At 71.5% G+C, this 17054-nt stretch carries 29 protein-coding genes; 27 read left to right on the plus strand and 2 right to left on the minus strand.

What is annotated here, in order from left to right:
• The first annotated feature begins 74 nt into the window (after positions 1 to 74).
• From ABZ793_RS06070 to ABZ793_RS06120, 11 genes are all read left to right on the plus strand, one after another.
• Entirely contained in the window at positions 75 to 956 is an 882-nt protein-coding gene (locus ABZ793_RS06070; protein ID WP_357452629.1) for a hypothetical protein, read from the plus strand.
• Positions 953 to 1159: a hypothetical protein gene (locus ABZ793_RS06075; RefSeq protein ID WP_357452632.1), complete on the plus strand. Its 207-nt coding sequence runs from the start codon at positions 953 to 955 to the stop codon at positions 1157 to 1159. Before ABZ793_RS06070 ends, ABZ793_RS06075 begins: the two co-directional genes overlap by 4 nt.
• Positions 1152 to 1490, plus strand: coding sequence for a hypothetical protein (locus ABZ793_RS06080; protein ID WP_357452635.1), 339 nt, complete (start codon positions 1152 to 1154; stop codon positions 1488 to 1490). The genes ABZ793_RS06075 and ABZ793_RS06080 overlap by 8 nt, the downstream gene beginning before the upstream one ends.
• A 10-nt stretch (positions 1491 to 1500) precedes the next feature.
• Complete coding sequence (locus ABZ793_RS06085; RefSeq protein ID WP_357452638.1) at positions 1501 to 2601, plus strand: hypothetical protein; 1101 nt, start codon at positions 1501 to 1503, stop codon at positions 2599 to 2601.
• Positions 2602 to 2604: 3 nt separating this feature from the next.
• Complete coding sequence (locus tag ABZ793_RS06090; RefSeq protein ID WP_357452641.1) at positions 2605 to 2883, plus strand: hypothetical protein; 279 nt, start codon at positions 2605 to 2607, stop codon at positions 2881 to 2883.
• Entirely contained in the window at positions 2880 to 3068 is a 189-nt protein-coding gene (locus ABZ793_RS06095; RefSeq protein WP_357452644.1) for a hypothetical protein, read from the plus strand. The genes ABZ793_RS06090 and ABZ793_RS06095 overlap by 4 nt, the downstream gene beginning before the upstream one ends.
• Positions 3065 to 3391: a hypothetical protein gene (locus ABZ793_RS06100; RefSeq protein ID WP_357452646.1), complete on the plus strand. Its 327-nt coding sequence runs from the start codon at positions 3065 to 3067 to the stop codon at positions 3389 to 3391. Before ABZ793_RS06095 ends, ABZ793_RS06100 begins: the two co-directional genes overlap by 4 nt.
• Positions 3388 to 4068 carry a hypothetical protein gene (locus ABZ793_RS06105; protein ID WP_357452649.1) on the plus strand — a complete coding sequence of 227 codons (681 nt, stop codon included), beginning with the start codon at positions 3388 to 3390 and terminating at the stop codon, positions 4066 to 4068. The genes ABZ793_RS06100 and ABZ793_RS06105 overlap by 4 nt, the downstream gene beginning before the upstream one ends.
• A gap of 13 nt (positions 4069 to 4081) precedes the next feature.
• The gene (locus ABZ793_RS06110) at positions 4082 to 4717 is read left to right on the plus strand and encodes a hypothetical protein (RefSeq protein WP_357452651.1); all 636 of its coding nucleotides are present in this window, start codon (positions 4082 to 4084) and stop codon (positions 4715 to 4717) included.
• 162 nt (positions 4718 to 4879) lie between these two features.
• On the plus strand, positions 4880 to 5338 hold the full coding sequence (locus ABZ793_RS06115) for a hypothetical protein (protein WP_357452653.1): 459 nt from the start codon (positions 4880 to 4882) through the stop codon (positions 5336 to 5338).
• 38 nt (positions 5339 to 5376) lie between these two features.
• Positions 5377 to 5571, plus strand: a complete 195-nt coding sequence (locus ABZ793_RS06120) for a hypothetical protein (RefSeq protein ID WP_357452656.1) — start codon at positions 5377 to 5379, stop codon at positions 5569 to 5571.
• A gap of 155 nt (positions 5572 to 5726) precedes the next feature.
• Here ABZ793_RS06120 and ABZ793_RS06125 read toward each other — a convergent pair whose 3' ends face one another.
• On the minus strand, positions 5727 to 5915 hold the full coding sequence (locus tag ABZ793_RS06125) for a hypothetical protein (RefSeq protein ID WP_357452659.1): 189 nt from the start codon (positions 5913 to 5915) through the stop codon (positions 5727 to 5729).
• A gap of 112 nt (positions 5916 to 6027) precedes the next feature.
• On the opposite strand from ABZ793_RS06125, the gene ABZ793_RS06130 reads away from it, so the two are divergent.
• Genes ABZ793_RS06130 through ABZ793_RS06155 form a run of 6 tightly spaced genes read left to right on the plus strand, consistent with a single transcriptional unit; the run spans position 6028 to position 11130 of the window.
• Entirely contained in the window at positions 6028 to 6507 is a 480-nt protein-coding gene (locus ABZ793_RS06130; protein WP_357453169.1) for a helix-turn-helix domain-containing protein, read from the plus strand.
• Positions 6507 to 7799 (plus strand): PBSX family phage terminase large subunit, encoded by a 1293-nt coding sequence (locus ABZ793_RS06135; RefSeq protein WP_357452662.1) that lies wholly within the window; start codon positions 6507 to 6509, stop codon positions 7797 to 7799. The genes ABZ793_RS06130 and ABZ793_RS06135 overlap by 1 nt, the downstream gene beginning before the upstream one ends.
• Before the next feature lie 14 nt (positions 7800 to 7813).
• Positions 7814 to 8116, plus strand: a complete 303-nt coding sequence (locus ABZ793_RS06140) for a hypothetical protein (protein ID WP_357452665.1) — start codon at positions 7814 to 7816, stop codon at positions 8114 to 8116.
• Positions 8116 to 8376, plus strand: coding sequence for a hypothetical protein (locus ABZ793_RS06145; RefSeq protein ID WP_357452668.1), 261 nt, complete (start codon positions 8116 to 8118; stop codon positions 8374 to 8376). The genes ABZ793_RS06140 and ABZ793_RS06145 overlap by 1 nt, the downstream gene beginning before the upstream one ends.
• A gap of 12 nt (positions 8377 to 8388) precedes the next feature.
• Positions 8389 to 9981, plus strand: coding sequence for a phage capsid protein (locus ABZ793_RS06150; protein ID WP_357452671.1), 1593 nt, complete (start codon positions 8389 to 8391; stop codon positions 9979 to 9981).
• A 3-nt stretch (positions 9982 to 9984) separates the two neighbouring features.
• Positions 9985 to 11130, plus strand: a complete 1146-nt coding sequence (locus tag ABZ793_RS06155; protein ID WP_357452674.1) for a phage minor capsid protein — start codon at positions 9985 to 9987, stop codon at positions 11128 to 11130.
• Here ABZ793_RS06155 and ABZ793_RS06160 read toward each other — a convergent pair.
• Positions 11127 to 11525, minus strand: a complete 399-nt coding sequence (locus ABZ793_RS06160) for a hypothetical protein (protein ID WP_357452677.1) — start codon at positions 11523 to 11525, stop codon at positions 11127 to 11129. The two genes, ABZ793_RS06155 and ABZ793_RS06160, sit on opposite strands and share 4 nt — an antisense overlap.
• Before the next feature lie 89 nt (positions 11526 to 11614).
• Here ABZ793_RS06160 and ABZ793_RS06165 point away from each other — a divergent pair, with 89 nt between their 5' ends.
• From ABZ793_RS06165 to ABZ793_RS06210, 10 genes are read left to right on the plus strand one after another with little or no spacing between them, the layout of a single operon-like run.
• Complete coding sequence (locus ABZ793_RS06165) at positions 11615 to 12469, plus strand: hypothetical protein (RefSeq protein WP_357452680.1); 855 nt, start codon at positions 11615 to 11617, stop codon at positions 12467 to 12469.
• A 9-nt stretch (positions 12470 to 12478) separates the two neighbouring features.
• The gene (locus ABZ793_RS06170) at positions 12479 to 13447 is read left to right on the plus strand and encodes a major capsid protein (protein ID WP_357452683.1); all 969 of its coding nucleotides are present in this window, start codon (positions 12479 to 12481) and stop codon (positions 13445 to 13447) included.
• Positions 13448 to 13493: 46 nt separating this feature from the next.
• Entirely contained in the window at positions 13494 to 13937 is a 444-nt protein-coding gene (locus ABZ793_RS06175) for a hypothetical protein (protein WP_357452686.1), read from the plus strand.
• A 58-nt stretch (positions 13938 to 13995) separates the two neighbouring features.
• Positions 13996 to 14364, plus strand: coding sequence for a hypothetical protein (locus tag ABZ793_RS06180; RefSeq protein ID WP_357452689.1), 369 nt, complete (start codon positions 13996 to 13998; stop codon positions 14362 to 14364).
• A gap of 3 nt (positions 14365 to 14367) precedes the next feature.
• Positions 14368 to 14715 carry a hypothetical protein gene (locus ABZ793_RS06185; protein WP_357452692.1) on the plus strand — a complete coding sequence of 116 codons (348 nt, stop codon included), beginning with the start codon at positions 14368 to 14370 and terminating at the stop codon, positions 14713 to 14715.
• Between the two features lie 3 nt (positions 14716 to 14718).
• Positions 14719 to 15075: a hypothetical protein gene (locus tag ABZ793_RS06190; protein WP_357452695.1), complete on the plus strand. Its 357-nt coding sequence runs from the start codon at positions 14719 to 14721 to the stop codon at positions 15073 to 15075.
• 2 nt (positions 15076 to 15077) lie between these two features.
• Entirely contained in the window at positions 15078 to 15527 is a 450-nt protein-coding gene (locus ABZ793_RS06195) for a minor capsid protein (RefSeq protein ID WP_357452698.1), read from the plus strand.
• 15 nt (positions 15528 to 15542) lie between these two features.
• A complete protein-coding gene (locus tag ABZ793_RS06200) occupies positions 15543 to 16304 on the plus strand; it encodes an IPT/TIG domain-containing protein (RefSeq protein ID WP_357452700.1) in 762 nt (253 codons plus the stop codon).
• On the plus strand, positions 16304 to 16849 hold the full coding sequence (locus ABZ793_RS06205) for a hypothetical protein (RefSeq protein ID WP_357452703.1): 546 nt from the start codon (positions 16304 to 16306) through the stop codon (positions 16847 to 16849). The genes ABZ793_RS06200 and ABZ793_RS06205 overlap by 1 nt, the downstream gene beginning before the upstream one ends.
• Positions 16846 to 17046, plus strand: coding sequence for a hypothetical protein (locus tag ABZ793_RS06210; RefSeq protein WP_357453172.1), 201 nt, complete (start codon positions 16846 to 16848; stop codon positions 17044 to 17046). The genes ABZ793_RS06205 and ABZ793_RS06210 overlap by 4 nt, the downstream gene beginning before the upstream one ends.
• Positions 17047 to 17054 lie beyond the last annotated feature (8 nt).

Here is a 17054-nt window from a genome sequence, read left to right on the forward strand (position 1 = left end):
GGGCTGGCCGGGCCCGCTTCCCCTGGGCCCGGCCAGCCACCCCGCACAGACCGCACGACAGTCAGGAGCCCAACGTGGGTGCACGCCTCGTCTCCCTGGTCCTCGCCAGGTGGAGCCATCTCCCCGACCGCGCCTTCCGCGTGGTCGTGCGGATGGCGCTCACCGCGCTCGACGAGGCCACGGACAAGGTGCCCGCGGCGACCTACTTCGGCGGACGTGACCCGCTCATCGCCGTCCTGCGCAACGAGCGCGGCGGCGACCGGGACACCGCCGACCGCACCCTCAAGCGCGCCATCGGCGACCTGATCAAGGACACCGCAATCGAGCGGGTCTCCGCCGGCCGCGCGGGAAAGAACGCCGTCTATCGGCTGACGCTGCTGAACACCCCGCAGGCCATCGGTGCCCGTCACTGCACCGTGGAAATCCAGGGGGACACCGGGTGTCCCGCTGAGGGGGACACCAGCAGTCCCCTTGAGGGGGACACCGGGTGTCCCGAATGGGGGACCGCCGCTGTCCCCCCTAGGAACCACGACGAACCAAGAGAGGACCCACAAGAGGAAGTAAGGCTCCCCGTACCTCCGGTCCTCCCTGCCGTAGACACCACTGGGGGCGCGCCGCCCCCAGACCCCCGGCGACCCGACGACCCTTCGGGCCGCCGGAACGAGTCGACAAGCGAAACCTCCGCCGAGGACCAGCAACCACCCCGGCCTGAGACCGCAACTCACGACCGCGCGCACGCGAGCGACGCCCCGCCGGCTCTCCGCCTCGTCCCCGGCAACCCTGACGCCACTCCCAACGAGGACCGGACCAGCAGCCTGTTCCCCGCTCCGGTGCCCGGACCGCCCGGCAACCCGCTGCGCCGCGCCGACCGCGCCGCCCAGGCCATCGCAGAGGCCACCGCACGCCGCGCAGCCGCCCGCGCCGCCCACCGAGCCGCCCAGGGAGAGACCGGATGACCACGCTGCCCCGGCATCGCACCCCGGGCGAGCGGCGCGCCCAGGCGTCCGCACAAGCCGCCATCGCCCGCGCCCTCGCCCACGTGCCCCCACCGCCCCCCGAGGACGAGGACGAGGCCCTCGGCGAGCAGTACCCGTACGTCACCCCCGCCCGAGCCCGCGCCATCCGTGAAGAGATCGAGGAGACCCGCCGCCATGGCTGAGATCCGCATCGCCCGTACCGCCCGCAAGACCCACCGCTGCGGCAGCGAGACCGGCAAGTGCCACACCACCATCCAGCCCGGCGACCGCTACCTCCTCGCCTCCCTCCCGCCCGACAGCGAGATGGGCAACACCGACTGGTGGCACCTCAAGGTCTGCCGCGGCTGCGCCGAGGTCTACGGCCAGTCGATGGAGGAGCAGGTCACCCCGCGCCGCTCCACCCGCCGCCGGCGCCCGCGCACCCGGCCCGCCCAGCACCGCCGCCACGTCGACGAGCCCCGCTTCGACCGCCCCGTGATCGACGTCCACCTCCCCGCCACCGACGCCGCCTGAGGAGCCCGCCATGACCCAGCAGACCCCACTCAGCCCCACCGAGGCCCGCAAACACATCGCCGACCTCCTGACCGCCCTCGCCAAGGACGCCGACACCAGCACCCTCCGCGGCCACTTCCACAACCGCGGCTACCCGCACCTCGACGACGCCGCCCTCACCGCCCTCCGGCGGCTCATCTCCACCGCGGCCGTCGCAGTCACCTGGCCCGACCACACCACCACCGACGCCAACGCCGTCCTCGCCGCCATCCAGCAGCCCGCCGACGCCCCGTACGCCGCCGGAGACGCCGCACCCACCCACCGGCCCAGCTTCGCCACCTACCTCGACGCCAGCGACCGCGTACGCCTCGATGCCCGAGCCGCCACCGCCGAACAGGAGCGCGACGACGCCCTCGACCAGCTCCGCGAACTCCAGGCACACCACACCCAACTCCACACCCGCCTCAACGCCACCGAGAACGACCTCCGCAGCCAGACCCGAGCCGTACGCGAAACCCTCGCCGAACGCGACCAGGCCCGCGACCACGTCCACCGCGACATCGCCCGCCAGATCGGCATGCTCGCCGCCGACCCCGGTCTGCTGCGCGACTGGCTCACCACCTGCCATCCGCTCCCAACCAGCTACGCCGAACTGCTCCAGGCCCTCGCCGAGAAGCTCAGCCGCCCGAACCCGATGACCTCGCCGGCCGGCCTCGGTTCCTCGCGTCGCGCGCAGGAGCCGCGCTGCCCCGTGCACGTGGCTCCGCTGCCCGGGTGCTCGGGTTGCCGCCCGAGCCGGCTTGAGCGGGAGGCCCCTCGCGCGCAGGAACAGCCGCACCCTCGCCAGCCGGCCTGGGACGCCGTGTGGGCGCTCATCGCCGCGTCCCCTGCCGTCGCCACCACCGACTACGGCAGGGCGTGTGAGAACGCCCGGGTGTGGCGGGCGGTGGAGGCTGCCCTGGACGCGATGGAACAGGCCGGCCCGCGTCGCGCGCAGGAGCTACCCGCCCTGGTCTTCAACGCCATCAGCCGCGCCCTGCAGGACGTCTGGCCGATCAGCGTGCCGTTGCCGGTAGTGCGGGAGCGATGCACTGAGGCCGTCCTTGCCGCTCTCGACGAGCGGGAGGGCTGACCGGTGCAAGGCCAGCTCGACCTCTTCGCCCTCGACGCGCCCCCGATCGCCACACCCGTTCGCACCTGGGCCGACGTTCGCCCCGGCGAGCGCCGCACCTACGACGTGCCCGGATCGCCCTGGCGCGGCACCTGGACCGTCCGCCGCATCGAGCAGCACCCCAGCGCTCCGTACGCGCTGATCGTCGACCTGGTTAACGACGACGGTCGGGTCTGGCAGGCGTGCCCGCACCGCGACGCCGCTGCCGACGTCACCGTCGAGCTGCCCGGGGTGTCCCGGTGATCCGCCGCCTCCTGGTCGCCCTCGCCGCCGCACTGGCGGCGGGGGTGGCCGCCATCCTCACCGCCACCGCCGCCCTCGACGTCACCTGGGACCCGGCAGCCGCCGTCGTCCAGGCCGTGTGCGCCGTGTGGCTCGGCCAGTACCTGCTCGTCGCCCTCATCGTCACCTGGAGACGCCGCCCGTGAAGATCGAGCCCAGACCCACCGAGTACACCGTCTGCGCCCTCCCCGAGGACGACATCAACGCCCACAGCTACGCCATCACCGTCGCGTACCGGGGCCGCGGCCTCTGGGCCGTCACCCGCTACCGCCGGTGCCTCGGCACCGATGGCGAGTGGGACTGGGAGTCCATCCCGTCCGAGCGCGAAGACGAGTGGCTCGCAACCCACCGCTTCGCCCTGGACGAGGCGTTGCGCCTCGCCGCCGAGCACGCCCCGAAGATCACCGTCAACGGCTGGACCGTGGCTGACGCCCTGGCCGCCGCCGAGCGCCGCAAGGACCGCAAGTGACCTCTCCGCACCACCTGCACGCCACCGCCGCCGCCTGGTCCCTCCAGGCGGCCCGACGCCGCCTCGCCGAGCTGGCCCTCCAAGAGGCCCGCCGCAACGCCCACGGCCTCCTCGACGCCGCCCCCGTGCTCCGCTCCAGCTCCGCATACGGCATCCGCCACGGCGTCGGCGGCCACGGCGACCCCACCAGCAGCCTCCTCCTGCTCGCCAGCCGACCGACCCGGGACACCACCTGGGCCGACCTCGACCAGCGGCTGTCCGGCAAACTCGACTGGCTCGCCGGGCAGCTCGACCACCGCAGCCCCGACGCCGCCTTCGGGATGGACCCGATCGCCCGGATCCTCGCCATGATGCCGAAGGTCCAGCCCGGCACCGCGCGGATCGTCGCCCGCCACCTGGCCGATGAGGACGCCTGGGCCCGCGAGGCCATCCGCCAGCCGCGGCCCGCCCAGCCGCTCACCGGCGTCCCCTGCCCGCACTGCGGGGAGCGGCAGCTCGTCGTGCAGACCGCTGGCCCCGTCGATGCGTGGACCGTCGTGTGCGCCACCGGCCGGCTGTGCGTCGGCCAGGGCTGCCCGTGCGGGATGCCCGGGGCGGTGGAGGGCGCCGCCCACATCTGGCCCCGTGACGCCGTCATCGGTGCGGTCGCGGGGGACGCACCGAGCAGCGCCGAGTGACTACCGTGCAGCCATGAGCGACGACTACCAGGAAGTCGAGATTCCCCTCATCAAGCTCGCGAGGCCCTACCGTGAACAGCTCGAAGCGCGAACTCGCCAGCTTGACGAGCAGATTGAGCCCCTTGATCGACAACACGACGAGGTCTACGAGAAGGCACAGCCGAAAATCGAAGCTCTCGAAGCTGCCCTGCCTCCTGAGTTCGACGACGAGCAGGCACCAACAGCCGTTGAGTGGCTAACCAGACGAGCGGCCCTCATCGACATGGACGTCGCCATCTATGTCCGTGACGTCGCAGCAGCGGAGGCCTACATCAAGTACTGCAAGGCCATCGCCGAACGTGACGAGATCGAGCTGCGCGTAGGTCAACTCGATCACTTCACCGAAGCCAGCGACCCCGTGCTATCCGTTGGCCATGACGACCAGCTCGCGATCTGGACGCTTCAGGCGCAGGAATCGGCCATTGAACTAGCCAGCGCAGAGACTGCCCTCCAGTTTGCGCGTCGTCGACTGGAGCACGCCAAGAAGGCCCAGCGCGAAATCCAGAACGCGCTGCGGAGGGAGAAGCGGAGCGAGGAGCAGGCGGCAAAGCAGACGCCGGCTAAGACCCGCTCAAGGTCAACTGCTCACAGTCGACGCTCAGATAAGTGACCCAAGAATGACTCTTATGGTGTAACGGGCCGGGTATCAGCCTAGGAAGCTACCGATCAGGCTTCTCTCGCGGTTCACCCGTACCATCGACGAGTAGGCACGGTCAGGTCTCTCGATCGCCGGCTTACACCCCTCTGGTAACCGAGAGCAGGGACGATGCCGATGACTGCCACCCACCAAAAGCCCTCCCCCGAAGACACTCCGGAGCTTCCCGACGCTTCGCTTCCGGATGTGGTACTCCAGATCCTCGCGAAGGGTGCCCAGGAGGGCGGCCTCGAGCTCGGAGTCACCCTCAGCGTCAGTGGCGGGCTCGTCACCGGCACTCTGGTTGGCCGTGACCGATGGTTCCAGGAGCTGGGTGACTTCATCGAGCAGGCGGCAGACCGACCTGATGCACGCAGCCTCGCCGATGAGCTTGGAGAGCTGATGAGCGAGGTTGGGAAGCCAGCCGACGGCGAGGACGGTTTCGTGTCCACGTTGCAGTACGTGTTCATCCACCTCATCAACGCGCGATACGTCCAGGGCTCTCAGCTGATGCCGAATCAGGGAACCATGCTGTGGCGCGGCCGGATCTCTGAGGTTGCCGGCTTCTCCGTCGGCACCCTTGCAGCGGGCCAGTGATTGCCGTAAACGGGCGGAGGTACGGGACGGCGGCCGAGTTGGCCGCCGTCCTCGGCTCCGATGTCACCGAAGCGATGGTTCGCCGCTGGCGCGACCGCGACCACCTCACCATCATCCGCGTCGGCCGCACCGCCTACTCGCCCCTCGACGAGGCCGCCACGATCGAGGCCGCCAAGCGGCGGTCGACACGCGGCCGGCCGCGTCGAGTTGACATGGCCACCGCCGCAGCCTGATCATTTGTTCACTCACCGCTACAGGCGGAGTGTGCCCGCAGCCCGGTCGAGCCGTACGGCTCCCGGGCTGTTCTGCGTCCGGGGTCGGGACGCGCGGGCGCGGGGGGACGCGGGCAGGCCGCTGTGGTGGCCGGCCTGCCCGCACACCCCGACTACTAGATCACGCGACTGAACGTGCAGTCCTCACCGCAGTCGTTGCACTCGTACTCGACCGTCTGCTGTCGCCGGAGCACTTGACCTCCCCATGCGCGCTGGAGGGGCTCGATGTGCTCCCGCACGAAGGCGACGTTCGTGCTCTTGCAGCTCGGGTTGGTGCAGGCCAGGGTGATCTGTCCGTCGCTCATGGGTGTGCTCCTTGGGTCGGTGGCCCTACCGCCGGCCATTACCGGTGGTCAACCTCTACACCGGACACCACATTCCCCTCCATGCCTGGCGAGGTGACGCCGTGAGGTGACCATGGCCCCCTTCACCGACCGCGAACGCGAACAGGTCGCCGAGCTGCACGCCAAGGGCAAGGGCCGCAACGCCATCAGCCGCGAGACCGGCATCCACCAGAAGCGCGTCTCCGCCATCGCCGCCGAGCTGGGCCTCAGCTTCCAGCGGGGCGGTGCCCGCACCGCGGCCGCGACCGAGGCCCGCAAGGCCGACGCCGCCACCCGCCGCGCCCGCATCGAGGAGCAGGCCCTGGCCGCCGCCGAGAAACTCCTCGGCCAGATGTTCGACAAGGCCAAGGTCTTCAACTTCGGCGGCAAGGAGAACGACTACAACGAGGTCGAGCACAACGAGCCGCCGTTCGCCGACAAGAGGGCCATCGCCACCAGCGTCCAGGCGCTCATGGCCACCGCGCTGAAGATCGCCGAGCACGACCGCGCCGACGTCGCCACCTCCGGCGTGGACGCCTGGCTGGAGCACATGACCGAGGACGGCGACGACTGATGATCAAGCCGCTGACCGGCAAGGCAAAGCGCTCGGTCAAGCTGGCCACCGCCCGCTACAACATCTGGGAGGGCGCGGTCCGGAGCAGCAAGACCGTGGCGAGCACCTTCCGCTGGATGCAGTACGTCCGCACAGGACCCGGCGGCAACCTCGCCATGATCGGCAAGACGGAGCGGACCCTCAAGCGCAACGTCATCGACCCGATGACCGACATGGTGGGGTCGAAGCGGTGCCGCTACATGGCCGGTGCCGGCGAGCTCTACCTCTTCGGCCGGCGCATCTACACGGCAGGCGCCAACGACGCCCGCGCCGTCGAGAAGATTCAAGGTCTCACCCTGGCCGGCGCGTACGGCGATGAGGTCGCGACCTGGCCCGAAGAGCTCTGGGACATGCTCGGCACTCGGTTGTCGATCCCGGGCGCGCAGTTCTTCGGCACCTGCAATCCCGCCGGTCCCGTGCACTGGCTCAAGCGGATGCTCGACCGGTCAGCCCTGTGGGTCGGCCACGACGGCACGACCTCCACCGGCCACGCCGCGGAACCGCTCGACCTGCACAGGTTCTCGTTCACGCTCGACGACAACCCGCACCTCTCCCCGGACTTCGTCGAGAGCTTGAAGCGGCAGTACGTGGGCCTGTTCTTCAAGCGGTACATCCAGGGCCTCTGGGTGCCGGCCGAGGGCGCCATCTTCGACATGTTCGACGAGAAGCGCCACGTCGTCTCCGACCTGCCCGCCATCAGCCGGTGGATCAGCCTCGGCGTCGACCACGGCACCCGCAACCCGTTCCACGCCGTGGTGTTGGGCCTGGGCGCGGACCGGCGGCTGCACATCACCCGCGAATGGCGCTGGGACTCCGCCCAGAAACGCCGGCAGCTCTCCGACGCCGAATACTCCCGCGAGCTGCGCCAGTGGCTGACCACCGTGCCCGTACCCCGCAGCGACGTCACCGGCGTCGCCCCGGAGTACACGATCGTCGACCCCTCGGCGGCGAACTTCCGGGTGCAGCTGCACAACGACGGAGTCGGCGCCCGCCTGGCCGACAACAACGTCCTGCCCGGCATCAGCACCCTCAGCACGCTGTTCGCCCTCGGCCTGCTCGACGTGCATGAGTCGTGCCGAGAGCTGCTGCTGGAGATCCCGGGCTACTGCTGGGACGACAAGGCAGCGGAGAGGGGCGAGGACAAGCCCATCAAGGTCGCCGACCACGGCATCGACGCCACCCGGTACGCCGTGCACACCCCGCGCAACCTGTGGCGGCCGACCGTCCGCCCCAACCTCCAGATCGCCGCCTAGCGAAGGGAGCCACCATGCAGCCCACCATCGGCCGCATCGTCCACTACCGGATCAGCGAGGCCGACGCCAAGGCAATCAACGCCGGCATCGACCCCATCGCCGTCCAGAAGCACCGCAACCCGGTCCGTGCGGGCCAGGTCTACCCGGCCATCGTCACCGCGGTGTTCGGCGGCTCCGGGGCCAACCTGGTCGTCCAGCTCGACGGTATCCAGCAGCACTGGGTGACCTCGCGGAAGCGGGGCGAGCCCGCAGACGGGCACGAGCCGGCCGGCGGCACGATCCCGCCGGGCACCTGGTGCTGGCCGCCGCGCGTCTGATGCGACCCACCACGATCCCCGACGAGCAGGTTGCCGCCCACCCCGGCTCGATCAAGGGCGTCATCGCCGGCCCGCCCGGCGTCAGCCCCGTGGAGGCGCTCTTCGACGGCCTCGTCGACGGCGGCTTCGAGCGCGCGATGGTGCGCTGCGAGCTGGAGCCTGGCGACCTGGAGAAGCTCGCCGCTGGCGGCCACGTGTGGCTCATTTTCGCCGGCCCGATCCCCGTCTTCGGCCTGACCGTCACCCCGCCCACCGAGTAGGAGGGACCCCGCATGCCGCTGCCCTCCGACCCCCGCCAGGCGTGGCCGCCTCGCGACTTGGCCCCCGTCTTCGCGAAGATCGACGAGTGGGGGGCGTGGTACGCCGGCCAGCCGGACCAGCTTGCCGACCTCTACTCCCACAGCCGCCGACCCAGCAACCGTCCGGCGCAGTACCGCAGTGGATTCCTCGGCAAGGCGGCCCGCTGGTGGTGGGGCGAGCCCATCCCGGAGGGCGAGCGGCGGGCCAAGTTGCACGTGCCCCTCGCGGCGGATATCGCGCAGACGTCCGCTCGGCTGCTGTTCAGCGAGCCGCCGACCCTCGTTGCCGCGGACGCGAAGACCCAGGCCCGCCTGGACGAGCTCGTCGACGACGGAGCGCACGCCACGCTCCTCGCCGCAGCCGAGGTCGGCGCCGCGAAGAGCGGCACCTACCTGCGCATCGTCTGGGATCGCAGCCTGCGCCCCCGCCCGTGGATCTCCCGCGTCGACCCAGCCACCGCCGTCCCCGAATTCCGCTGGGGCATGCTCACTGCGGTGACGTTCTGGCGGGAACTGGAGCGCTCCAACCAGACGGTGATCCGGTACCTGGAGCGGCACGAGACGGGCGTCATCTGGCACGGCGTCTACCGCGGCACCCCCGACCAGCTCGGCGACCCCGTGGACGTCGGCGGTTGGCGGGACACGGCCTGGCTGAAGACCATGGAGGGCGTCCAGTGGCAGGGCCGCGCCGCAGCTGTGGCCACGGTCCCGGGCCGGCTCACCGCGGCCTACGTGCCGAACGCGACCCCCACCCGGATCTGGGCGGACATTCCCGCCGCCGTCGACCTCGGCCGGTCCGACTACGACGGCGTTGAGGGACTCCTGGACGCGCTCGACGAGACCTGGTCGTCGCTGATGCGGGACCTGCGCATCGGCGTAGCCCGGGTGTACGTGCCCGAGTCGTATCTCACCTCACTCGGCCCCGGCAAGGGTGCCGTGTGGGAGGCGGCCAGGGAGATCCTGGTCGGCCTCCAGACGATGGGCGACGACGAGCGCGGCCTGAACCTGGAGACGTTCCAGCCAGACATCCGCGTCGACCAGCACCTACGGATCGCCGAGCAGCTAACCCGGACCATCGTCGAGACTGCCGGCTACAGCGCCCAGAGTTTCGGCATGGATGACGGGGCCGCGGTCACGGCGACGGAGGTCAGCGCCCGGCAGCGGGAGTCGTTCATCGGCCGCGACGCCAAGATCATGCACTTCCGGCCTGAGCTGGCGATGCTCCTGGAGACCCTGCTCATGGTCGATGTGCGCGCGTTCGGCACCGCAGTCACGCCGGAGGTGCCGCAGGTCAGCTTCGGGGACACCGTCTCCGAGGACCCGGAGGCGCAGGCACGCACGCTCCAACTGCTCGCCGCCGCGGAGGCGATCTCGACTTGGATGAAGGTCAAGACCCTCCACCCTGATTGGGAAGACGGCGAGATCCAGGAGGAGGTCGACCGGATCCAGGGTGACGCCCCGCCCGTCGTCGACGTCGGGACCAGCCTCGGCGCGCTGGCCGGCAACGATCCGGCCGCCGGAGACGGCGGCGACCAGGGCACCGAGGAGCCCCCGGCGCAGGAGTGACCCATGGCCCTCACCGGCGACCAGATCGAGGCCATCGCCCGCAGCAGCGTCGACCTGTACCGGGTCGCCGAGCAGGCTATCCTCCGCGAGGTCACCCGGCATCTGCTCGCCGGCATGGAAGCCCCCGACTGGGCTGTCACACGGCTCGGCGCGCTGGCCACACTCCGGCGCACCGTCGAGCAGATCCTGCGTGTGGTCGAGGCGGAGGGGGCGGAGCAGGTCCGCGAGGCCCTCGCCAAGGCGTACCGAAGCGGGCAGGCAGCGGCAACCACCGGGCTGCCGGCGCAGCTGCTACCGCGTGACCCGGACGCGGTCCGCGCGGCCGGTGTCGTCGCCGAGCAGATCACCCGCGCCGGGGTGATCGAGAACCTGGCCGCCGCGCTCATCCAGGACGTGGGCGAGCGGCACAGCAACGTCTTGCGGCATGTCCTGGACGTGTACCGGGCCGTCATTCAGCAGGCGACCGCGGTGTCGGTGGCGGGCGGCCAGACCCGCCGGCAGGCCAGCCAGTTCGCCTACCGGCGGTTCATCGACCAGGGCGTGTCCAGCTTTACCGACTCCGCCGGCCGGGTGTGGCGGCTCTCCTCGTACGTGGAGATGGCCGTCCGCACCGTTACCCAGAGGGCTGCCGTCCAGGGCCAGACAGACCGGCTCGGATCGCTCGGCCTGGACCTCGTCATCGTCTCCGACAGCCCCCGCGAGTGCGAACGCTGCCGGCCGTGGGAGGGCAAGGTGCTGGCCATCTCCGGCGGCCGGCGCGGCCGGGTGGAGATGCCGAGCATGGTCGGCGACGGCACGGTGACGGTCGACATCGCCGGCACCGTGGACGAGGCCCGCGCGGACGGGCTGATGCACCCCAACTGCACGCACAGCCTCAGGGCGTACCTGCCCGGGGCGACTCGCCGCCCGGCGCGGCCCACCGCCAACCCGGCCGGATACGAAGCCAAGGACCGGCAGCGGGCCATCGAGCGGCAGATCCGCCGGTGGAAGGAGCGCGAGGCGGGTGCCCTCGACGACGTCGGCAAGGCGACCGCCGCGGCGAAGGTCCGCCAGTGGCAGGCCGCCATGCGCGACCACCTCGCCGCCAACCCGGAGCTCAAGCGGCTCCGCTACCGCGAGCAGGTCGGGGCCGGCAACCTGCCCGGCTAGAGACTGCCGGCGATGCGGACCATGTCGGCCCGCGCCTCGTCGCTGGTGAGGTCCTGGTCGCCGTTCCAGGTCAGCACGTACCGGCCGGCCTGCCGCGCGCCGTTCGTCTTGCCCAGGTCGGCCGCCTTCTTGGCGGTCTGCTCGTCCGGCCACTCGGTGACCGTCACCGCGTCGGTGGTGACCCGCGACGTGCAGCCCGGCCCGGTGTCGCCCTGCTTCGCCTTGCAGCCGTCGGACGTGTCGCGCGGGTTCGGCAGCGGCCACTTCGCCGCGATGGCGTCCGCGACCTGCTGCGCGCCCGGCTTCGCCGCCGGGGACGCCAGCTCCTTCTCGCTGCCGCAGCCCGCCAGCGCGCCGACCAGCACGGCGACCACCCAGATGTGACGTGTCCGCATCGATACCTCCCTGTAGGTGACCCGGGCACGGTACAGGCCAGCGGCAAGGACCGCTGGTCACCATTCCGACACGAGCCGGAGGCTCACTGATGACCCAGCCCGCCCAGCAGCCGCAGACTGCGCCGCCCGCCGCGCCGGCCGCCCCCCAGGGGCAGCCCGCCCAGCAGCCGCCCAGTCAGCCGCACGCTCAGCCGGCCTCGTACACCGCGCCACCGCAGGCTCCCGGCTACGTGCCGCAGGCCGCGCCCCCGCAGCAGCCGCAGCCCGCCGTCCCGGCGTGGCTTCAGCAGCCGCAGGCGCCCGGTCAGCCGCCGACGCAGCCGGTCCAGCCCGCACCCCAGCAGCAGCCGTACGCGCCGCAGCCGTACCCGCAGGCCCAGCCGGGCCAGGGGTACCCGATGCTGCCGGCCGCCTACCCGCCCCCGCCGGCCCCGGCCGACGGCGACGACGGCCAGGGCGGCTACGACTTCGCCCGCCTGCCGAAGGGCGCGCGGGAGGAGATCGAGCGGCTCCGCGCCAGGGACCAGCAGCACACGACGCAGCTACGCGTCGCCGCGGTGTCCCAGCAGGCGTGGGCGCTCGCCCCGCAGCTGGGCGTCAACCCGCAGGCCCTCGTCGGGTCGATGGCCTGGCAGCAGGCCGCAGCCCAGCTGGACCCGAACGCCCCGGACTACGCCCAGCGGTTGCCCTGGACCATCCAGGGCGTCCTGGCAGCGAACCCGTGGATGGCCGCTCCGGCCCAGCCGGCACCCGCTCAGGGCGGGCAGCCCGGCCAGGGCCAGCCCACCCCACCGGCACCCCCGCAGCCCCCGACGCCGCCGCAGCCCACAGGGCCGGCGCGCTCCGGCGGTGACTTCAGCGGCGGACCGGCGGGCGGCGCACAGCAACACGTCGGGACCGGCGTCGACCGGCTTCGACACGCCTACAGCCAAACCTCACCCTAGGAGTCCACCGTGGCGGTGACCCTTGCCCAGGCCGCAGTCCTGAGCCAGAACGACCTCCAGCGCGGCGTCATCGAGACGTTCGTCCAGGTCAGCCCCATCCTCGACCGCATCCCGTTCATGGAGATCGAGGGCAACGCGTACGCCTACAACTCGGAGGGCACGCTGCCCGGCGTGGAGTTCCGCGCGGTCAACGGGCAGTACACCGAGTCGACCGGCGTGATCAACCAGGCGACCGAGTCCCTGGTCATCCTCGGTGGTGACGCCGACGTCGACACGTTCATCGCGAAGACCCGCTCCAACCTGAACGACCAGCGGGCCGTCCAGACCGCGATGAAGGTGAAGGCCGCGAGCTACCGCTTCCAGGACGCGTTCTTCAACGGGGACGTGGCTGGCGGCGGGGACGCGCCGAACGGCTTCGACGGCCTCCGCAAGCGGCTCACGGGTGGCCAGGTCATCGCCGCTGGCGCCAACGGTGCACCGGTCCTCGGCAACGGCGACTCGGACGTGCACGCGTTCTTCGACAAGCTCGACGAGCTGATCTCGCTGGTGCCCGGGATCAACGGCGAGAACGGCGCCCTGTACGCCAACAGCGCCATCCTGGCGAAGATCCGCTCCGCCGGTCGGCGGCTCGGCGGCGTCGACATCGTTCGCGAGGACCTCACCGGCAAGCGGGTGCTGACGTGGAACGGCATCCCCGTCCTGGACCCGGGTGACACTGCGGCCGGCGTGCGGATCCTGCCGCAGACGGAGACCCAGGGCACCGCCGCCGGCACCACCAGCTCGATCTACGCCGTCAAGTACGGGCAGGACGAGGGCGACAAGGGCGTCACCGGCCTCACCAACGGCGGAGTCGACGTCCGCGACCTGGGCGAGCTGGACGCCAAGCCGGCCTACCGCACCCGGATCGAGTTCTTCACCGGTGTCGCCGTGTTCGCGGGCAAGGCCGCCGCGCGGCTGACCGGGGTCCTCAACCAGTAACCCGCGCCGGCCACCGGCACGACACCACCGAAGGGAGGCGCGGGTCATGGCACCCAGCGCACGGAGCAGCCAGCAGCAGAAGGCCAAGGAGACCGGGGACACCGAGACGGCCCAGCAGGCGGCGGAGAAGGTCGCCGCGGAGGGCCACGCCACCGGCCAGCCGGCGCCGCAGGCCACGGTCGCGGAGGGCCAGGTGCCCGGCGAGCGGCAGATCACTGCGCCGGGCGACGGGCCGGCCGACACCACCAATCCGCGCGAGCGGGTGTCCACCGTGGTCGTGGCCGGCGACAAGCTCGCCGAGGCGGCCAAGGACGGGGTCGGGGCCGTCGTCGGCTACGTCAAGACCGGCGAGGCACCGGAGCCCGGCGCGCCGGACCCGAACCGGGACGCCAAGAAGGACCGGTACGAGGAGTACGAGGTCGGCGGCGTGAAGCTGCGCCGCAACCTGGAGACCGGCAAGTCCGAGCGGGTCGGTCCGGCGTCCGAGTGATTCGTGGGGTGGTCGGGTTCGCGGCCCGGCCACCCCGCCCGTACCCGAAGGGGGAGCGGTGGCGTACGCGACCATCGAGCAGCTCAACAACAAGCTCGGCAAGACACCGGTCAACGCGCAGCAGCTCCTCGACCGGGCCTCCCGGGACGTTGACCGGGCGCTGCTTTGCGCCGTCTACGACCCAGAGGACGCGGCCGTCGTCAACGCGTTGCGGGAGGCGACGCTGGAGCAGATCGCCGCCGGCCTCGACCACGGCGACGTCACCGGCACCGGCCGCACCCGCCGGGGCGGCTTCTCGATCGGCCGGCTGGCCGTCCAGGCCGCCTCCGCCGACGACGCCCCGGTCAAGATCAGCGGCCTGTGGGAGCAGGCGTGGACGATCCTCCAGGCGGCCGGGCTGACCGGCCACGGCCCGCAGAGCAGGTGAGCCGTGACGTGGGAAGAGTTCGTCGACTGGCACATCCCGGAGCCGCGGACCATCCAGGTGCAGGCGTACGAGGGCTCCGGCGCGTACGGAGACGTCCACGCGGACCCCGTCGACGTGGGCCCGTGCGTCGTCGACGACACCACCCGCCGCGTCGTTGTCCAAACCCAGGACGCCGAGGGCGCCGAAGGGGTGTCGAGCACCACCGTGTTCGCGCCGATGGGCACCGCCGCGCCACCCGGGTCGCTGGTCACCCTGCCCTGGACCGGCCGCACCGCCCGCGTCCTGGCGGTCAGCGTCATGGAGGACCACGGCCTGGACCTGCCCGAGCACGTCGAACTGTCCCTGGAGTGAGCCGTGGCCGACGACGCCTTCGAGCTGACCTGGGACGGTGACGACGTCCTCGCCGCGCTCAAGGGCGCGTCCATGGAGGGCCTGGAGCTGGCCGCCGAGCACCTCTTGCAGGTGTCGTCGAGCCAGGCGCCGCACGAGGAAGGCGACCTGGAGCGGTCTGGCGAGGTGTCCAAGGACCCGTCGACGGGCGCCGTGGCCGTCTCCTACGACCGGCCCTACGCGGTCCGCCAGCACGAGGACATGACGCTGCGCCACGACGACGGCCGCAAGGCGAAGTACCTGGAAGACCCGATGAACGAGGAACGTGACGTGATGCTGGCGCTGATCGCGAAGGCCGCCGGCAAGCCCCTGGGAGGCTGACTGTGGCGACCGGTGACGGCTGGACCTCCCGACTCCTGACCGGCCTCGCTCTGGACCTCCAGGCCGCCGACATCGGCGTCTTCCGCCCGGACGGCCCGTCGTACACCGCCGCCGAGGTCGGCATCGTCATCCGCGGCATCCCCACCAGCCCGGACCGGATCATCACCCTCGCCCCGTACGTCGTCGCCTCCCCACCCGGGATGGCCGACGTGATCCAAGGCGTGCAGATCCGCTGCCGCGGCACGAAGGACCCCCGCGTCGTCGAAGACCTGGGCGACGACATCTTCGACCGCCTCGACAGTCGCTCCCACGAGGTCATCAACGGAATCGCGGTCGTCCAGATGTACCGGCAGTCGTACTCGGCCCTCGGGTCGGACAGCAACGGCCGGTGGGAGAGCAGCCACAACTACTACGTCGAGGCCATGAGGGCCACGGCACACCGCACCGACTGACCCGAGGAGTACGTCATGGCGACGACCCCCACCGACCGCAGGACCATGCTCGCCCGGCGACTCCGGGTCGACATCGACACCGCCGCCTTCCCGGCCAGCCAGTACCAGCGGCTGATGGGCGTGCAGGAACTGAAGCCCATCGACGAGCTGCGCACCGAATCCGACGAGGCGTACGAGGACGACGGCGCCGCCCGCGAGTCCGTCACCGGCTACAACTGGCGGCTGGAGGTGAAGATCCTCCACTCGACGAACGCGGCCGGCACCGCGCTGGACCCGGTGCACGCCTTCCTCCAGACCAAGTACCACGCCGCCAAGAACGGCGTGGCCAACGGCGAGTTCGGCGTCCGCTGGTACGACCGCAACGGGGTCGGCGACGCCAAGGAAGGCCGCGCGTACGTCAAGCAGTGGTCCCCGGACGGCGGCAACGGCGGCGCCCAGGACACCGTCTCCATCGTCATCCAGGGCCAGGGCCCGCTCGACGCTGAGGTGACCAACCCGGTCGCCGACCTGACGCCGGCCGTGACCGGCCTGGCCCCCGCAGGCGGCCCGACGGCCGGCGGGAACCTCGTCAACGTCTACGGCACCCACCTCGCCGGCACTACCGGGGCAACCGGGGTGAAGTTCGGGGCGAACAACGCCGAGAACTACATGGTGGTCAGCGACTCGCACATCGTGGCGACCGCCCCGGCCGGCGTCGCCGGCACCGTCCAGGTGTCCGTGACCACGCCCGACGGCACCAGCCCGAACGTCAACGCCGACAACTACACGTACGCCTGATGGCCAACAAGCTCGCTGACCTCGACGAGTACTGGAGCCCCGGGCTCACGCTGACCATCAAGGGCAAGGAGTACGTCGTGCCCCTGGCGTCGGCAGAGCTGGGGCTCTGGTGCCGTCGCATCGCCCAGCTCACCGGCGAGATCCACACCGCCTCGACCGAGCAGGAAATGCAGGCCGCTGTCGCCCGGATCGACGCCCTGCCGGAGCTGCCCGGCAGCGACCTCAGCCTGCCGGAACGGGTCCTGGGCGACGTGTACCAGCAGATGATGGCCGACGCCGTACCAGACCCGTACATCCAGTTCGCCGGGCAGACGGCGTACCTGTGGATCATCGGCGGTGAGGAAGCCGCTGAGCGCTATTGGACGTCCGGTGGCCGCCCGGAAGCATGGGGCCCGACGAACCGCAAGGAGCGTCGGGCCGCTGGGCGGACCAGTACGGACGCGGGGAACGGGACCCGCACACCGGCCTCTACGAGTGGTACGAGGTCCCCGACGAAGTCCGCCGGGAGCGGTCGGGCGAGGCGGTCTCGTGGGAGACGCTCCTGACCCACTGGCGGCTCATCGAGGCCGACCTGCATGACGTCTACGGCGTCGACGTCGAGGACCGGCGGCTGATGCAGCGTCGGTCGTGGCGGTGGCTGGAGGTCCGCATCACCGGCCTCCTGTCGGCGGACACGCGCCTGTATCGGGCGCTCGCGCCGGAGCCGGAAACCCCATCGATCCCGGGCATGCCCGGGACCTGAGCCCGGAG

The sequence above is a fragment of the Micromonospora sp. NPDC047465 genome (assembly GCF_040643125.1).
GTDB lineage: Bacteria > Actinomycetota > Actinomycetes > Mycobacteriales > Micromonosporaceae > Micromonospora.